Annotated in this window: 4 protein-coding genes; 3 read left to right on the top strand and 1 reads right to left on the bottom strand. The window is 32.3% G+C overall.

From position 1 onward, the window contains the following. The coding region (locus P8M54_RS13810) for a DALR anticodon-binding domain-containing protein (protein WP_300288540.1) at positions 1-343 on the top strand (343 nt) is incomplete at its 5' end. Positions 344-429: 86 nt separating this feature from the next. Here the strand turns inward: P8M54_RS13810 and P8M54_RS13805 are convergent. Beyond that, the gene (locus P8M54_RS13805; protein ID WP_300288539.1) at positions 430-1,341 is read right to left on the bottom strand and encodes a DUF6607 family protein; all 912 of its coding nucleotides are present in this window, start codon (positions 1,339-1,341) and stop codon (positions 430-432) included. 107 nt (positions 1,342-1,448) lie between these two features. Between P8M54_RS13805 and P8M54_RS13800 the strand changes: the two genes are divergently transcribed. After that, positions 1,449-3,563: a TonB-dependent receptor gene (locus tag P8M54_RS13800; protein WP_300288538.1), complete on the top strand. Its 2,115-nt coding sequence runs from the start codon at positions 1,449-1,451 to the stop codon at positions 3,561-3,563. 16 nt (positions 3,564-3,579) lie between these two features. Then, positions 3,580-4,662, top strand: coding sequence for an HmuY family protein (locus P8M54_RS13795; protein ID WP_300288537.1), 1,083 nt, complete (start codon positions 3,580-3,582; stop codon positions 4,660-4,662). The last annotated feature ends 720 nt before the right edge of the window (positions 4,663-5,382 follow it).

Genomic DNA, 5,382 nt, shown 5'->3' with positions numbered 1-5,382 from the left:
TACTTACGCTAGAATTCAATCGATCATTCGTAAAGCCAACTTTGATTTTTCAGCAAATTCTGGAATGGAAGCATTACATGAGAAAGAAAAACAATTGCTAAAACAAATTGAATTGTTTCCAGAGGTAATCCAGAACGCTGCACATAATCATAGTCCAGCTTTGTTAGCTAACTATACTTATGATTTAGTTCGTGAGTACAATTCATTCTATCAAGCAGTGCCTATTTTAGGAGAAGAGGAAACTAGCAAAAAGATTTTTAGAGTACAACTTTCTAAGAAAGTAGCTGATATTATTGCTGCTTCATTCAAATTGCTAGGAATAAATGTTCCGGAGCGTATGTAGTTTTTACTACCATTTTAGATATTAAAAAGCCCCGATAATTTTATAATTATCGAGGCCTTTAGTTACTAACTCAAACAAGAAAAAAATCATTCTTTTACTATAAAACTGTCAATGATAGCATCCGTTTCAGTTTTTGTTGCTGTAGGCTTTAAATCGAATAAAAGAGAGTAAAGCGGTTTGTTACTAACTTTTTTTTCTAATGTAAGATCTTTGTTTTCTGCAAAAATAGTTTGCCATTTAGTCCTTACATTTTTCCATAGTCCATTATTATCTTTCCACCAGTTTTGCGCTGCAATACATTTTGAATCTTCAACCTTAGTATAAGTATCTATACCTTTTTCTTGTGCAAGAACAATGTCTTTTTCATTCTCATTTCTTATAATTTTATTATTGTCTTGTTCATGCAACCATCCGGATGTTGTAATTTCATGAATATTTCTTCTTTTTAAAACATTGTAGTCTTTACGCTTGGTATATTCTCTTCTTGGTAGTGGAGCGTCAGTGGTATTCATCCAGTAATCTTTACCATCAATATGAACCCAACTGGCAGTTCCTTCATATCTTGGACTATCATCTACCTGAAACACTTTTTGAGTCCATTGTCCTTTTACTTCTTCTTTAGAAAGTTTATTGTATTTCCAGTTGTTTTCTATATTGTAGGTATATAAGTCAGTATTCTGATATAACCAGTCTTGTCTCCAGTGTTTAATAATCATATCGTCACTTACAATTAGTAAATGTTGCAGCATTAACTTGTTAGGCGTTTCCTCAACTAATTCTATCCATTCTAGACCATAATCGTGTTTTGTATTAGAAGGCTTATAATTGGCCGTGTCTTTTGCATATTGGAAAGTCTCCGCAAAATTAAATTGTACTTCATAACAGCCACACATTGACTTTATAGAAGCGATGTCTTTTTGTTTTTTATTATTCTGACTGTGAATGGCTAAACAGTTTAAAGAGATTGCTGCTGCAAGAAGTAGATTTTTTGTCCTCATAATTGTGATTTGTTTAATTAGAAATTTTTTACAAATATATTGTTTTTATTTAGAATAAATAAAAATAAATAATACATTTGCAGTCTTATTAAGATTAAATAAAAATAATGAAATTCAAAATTACATCATATATCGCCCTATTTTTATGCGGAACAACGTTCGGGCAAGTCAAGGACAGCATCACTTCAGAGGAGAGGTTATCTGAGGTAGTGATAACGGGTCAGTTTGAACCACAATCAATAAAGAAGTCGGTTTTTAATGTGCGTGTAATTTCAAAAAAAGACATTCAGAATCTAGCAGCAACTAACTTATCGGATGTTTTAAACCAGTATTTAAATATTACCGCACGATCAAGCGGAACTAGTGGGCGATCTACCGTTTCTTTATTTGGATTAGATGCGCAGTATTTTAAAATTTTAATTGATAATGTGCCTTTAGTAAACGAAGCGGGATTGGGTAATAATACTGACTTGTCTCAAATTAATTTGAATGATGTTGAGCAAATCGAAATTGTAGAAGGGTCTATGGGGGTTACTTATGGAGCTAATGCTGTCAGTGGAGTGCTGAATATTATTACAAAGAAATCTTCACTCCATAAATGGAATATTTCAGTAGCAGCTCAAGAAGAAACGGTAGGCAATGAGTATGCTTTTTTTGATCAAGGTAGGCACATCCAATCACTGGGAATTAATCATTCTATTACTGATCATTGGTTTGTTAGTGTTGGTATAAATCGAAATGATTTTAAGGGTTTTTTAGAAGATAAAAATGGAAAAAATTATGCTGAAACTGATTTTACACGCGGTTATAGTTGGCTTCCAAAGGAACAATTAAACGGAACGGCCTTAATAGCTTATAAAAAAAATAATTTTCGAATGTTTTACAAGTTCGAAATTTTAGACGAAGCGGTTAATTACTATAACAGTACAGTGCAATCCGGATATAATTCTCAACTAGGATCATATAGGTATGCTAATGATAAAAGATATTTGACTAATAGGTATTTTCATAATTTAAATGCAACTGGGAAAATGTTCTCTCAATTAAATTATAATATATCTCTTTCACATCAAAAACAACAAAGAGATGTAGAAGATTTTAAATACTATTTATATACACAAACAGAAGCTGATAATAGCACTATTCGAGATCAATCAATGGAAGTGTTGTATTCTACTGGGACTCTGAATAATTTTTTTAATAGTGAAATTATTGATTTACAACTTGGCTATGAAATTGTCAATAATAATGGTTTTTCATTAGTCCAAGAAGCAAATAATAGTATTGTTCCTATTCGAAAAAGGCTTGATAATTACGACTTTTTTAGCTCGTCAGAAATAAATGTATCCAAAAGATTTGCCATTCGACCAGGAATTCGGTTTTCTTCACAATCCCAATTTAATGATCAATATGCCTCTTCGTTAGGGTTGCGTTATTCATTCGATAAAGGAGTTGATTATCGAATATCTTATGGCAAATCATTTCGAACCCCAACTTTTGATGAATTGTATTCCAAACAAATTTTTGACGGTCATTTTTTTACGGGAAACGAAAATCTTATTCCAGAACAAAGTACTTCCTATGAGACTAGTCTAAAGAAAACATCTTATTTCGATTCAGGTTTACTACTTTCAAATATGTTAACATTAAGTTTTTTAAATGTTGACGATCGAATCGATATGGCTCTAATTGGTTTCAATGAAGACACGGGTAACCCGATGTACCAATACATTAATATTAATAAATATCAAATGTGGAATGTTTCGACGATGAATCAATTTCAACAAGGCAACTTTAATTTTAAGATAGGCGCCTCTTTTATTGGTGTATCTCAAGAAATTGACAATCAGGTTTTTGCTTCAGATAATCGATTTTTATATTCTTTTAATATGAATACTAGTCTTTCTTACACTTTTCCAAAATGGAAAACCACATTTTCAGCTTACTATAAATACAATGGCAAAACGCAACAATTTGTCGAAGGAAATTCTAAATATGTTATTTCTGAAATAGGTGACAGCAACTGGTTGGACGCTTCGATTCGGAAAACTTTTTTTAGTAAAAAGCTAGACGTAATCGTTGGATCCAGAAACCTATTTAATATAACCAATGTGACCCAATCTAGTTCAAACTCTGCTGCTGCTCATACTACATCTTCTCAAGTAATGCTAGCCTACGGGCGTTCTTATTTTCTCAAACTTACGTATAACCTTAATTTTTAATATAATAATCAATACTATGAAAAAGACACTTTTTTCTTTAACATTTGCTTTACTAACACTTACTTCATGCTCAAGTGATGATTCGACACCTATGGAAGTAGCCACTGTTGGTGAAACTTTACAACCAAAAGTAGGAGGTGCTAACGAGCCTAATCAAGTTTATTTAGATTTAAGCACCGCAAAAATGGATGCTGTAAATAGAAATTCCTGGGATTTCGGGTTTTCAAGCGGTTCTGATTATAGAGTTGTGATTAATAGCTCTCTTAAAATGGCAGTCAAAAAATTAGCAACTTCAGATATTAGTTTGCCTCAAGTATTAAACAATGAGGTAACAGTAGGAGCGGGAACCACAGCTTCTTCTAATGGTTATGTAGATAACCCGACGGGGGTTTTAGAAGGGAGCGGTGCTGGAATTGGAACTGCAATTGCCGAAATTTCTGCAACTGATGCGGAGAATAAAGTGTATTTAGTCAATCTTGGATTTGCAGTTTCCACTGAAACACCAAAGCTGGGTTCCGTAAGTGTTGATGGCGAAGCAAGAGGCTGGAAGAAAGTACGAATTTTAAGAAGCGGTGCGGGATATAAAATTCAATATGCGGATCTAACTTCTGCAACTTTTGAAGAGAAAGTAATTGCAAAAGACACTAATTTCAATTTTACCTTCTTTAGTTTAACCACTGGCAATACAGTGACTATTGAACCGTTAAATACAAAATGGGATTTGAATTTTACCACTTTTACAAATTATGTGAATTTTGGTTCAGAAGTCACTTATGGCTATTCTGATTTTATAGTTTCAAATAGAAAGGGAGGTACAAAAGTCTATCAGGTTTTAGAATCCGAAGGGGGGGCTTATTCAGCTTTTACCAAAGAAAATATCGTTGAAGGCAATTTTGCTTTTTCTACAACTGACCAAAGAGTGATTGGCTCTAGTTGGAGAAGTGGTGGAGGACCGGGTTCTTTGCCAAGTATTAAAACGGATCGTTTTTATGTTGTGAAAGATGTTGCTGAAAATTATTATAAAGTAAAATTTTTGGCCATGACAAATGACGCCGGAGAAAGAGGGAATCCAGTATTAGAATATGCAATCCTAAAATAATAGCATGAAAAATATAATACCTATAGTTAAAGTATTATTTAGTCTTATACTAGGAGGGATGTTGGTTTTTGCAGGAATCAGGAAATTTGATAAACTAACTCCATGACCTACCGAAATTATTGATACTATAAAGAAAGAAGAAGAATTACCTCCCAATACCGAAATGTTAAAGATTAAAAATTATTTTTTCGGAATGAAACAAACTAATTACTTCTGGGAATTTTTAGGTTTTGTAGAAATCCTCGCTGGAGTTTTATTGCTAAGTCAATTTTTTTATTTATTTCGAGCAATATTGGCGTTACCAGTGACGATTAATATATTTTTATTTCATCTTTTCTTAAAACCTAATGAAGTAGGAAAGCTATTCCAGATGCTAGGATTGTTAGTGATAAACTTACTACTAATTGGTTTTAGTTATAAATTATGGAAACCCATTTTAATTAATAGAAACGCATTAAAGTTGAGTTAGTTTCAGTGTTTTTTATTTTTTTTTGTAAAAGGTTAGATTCGTCTAACCTTTTTTTGTTTGGATAGTCAGTCAATTATTATTTACGCTCATTTTTAAGAGAATTTAAGGTGGTAAAACTTTGTTTCTTTGATACTTTGAGCCTTTGTACCTACAGAACTTTATATTATATTTGCAATTCCTAAAACAACAATTACATGTTCGATAATTTAAGCGATAAACTAGATAAAGCCTTTCATATATTAAAAGGGCAC

Origin of the sequence: Flavobacterium sp. (assembly GCF_029242675.1) — a bacterium.
In the GTDB taxonomy this organism is placed as follows: domain Bacteria; phylum Bacteroidota; class Bacteroidia; order Flavobacteriales; family Flavobacteriaceae; genus Flavobacterium.
Note: the sequence above shows the minus strand (reverse complement) of the source record. Positions and strands in the feature narration are given on the sequence as shown.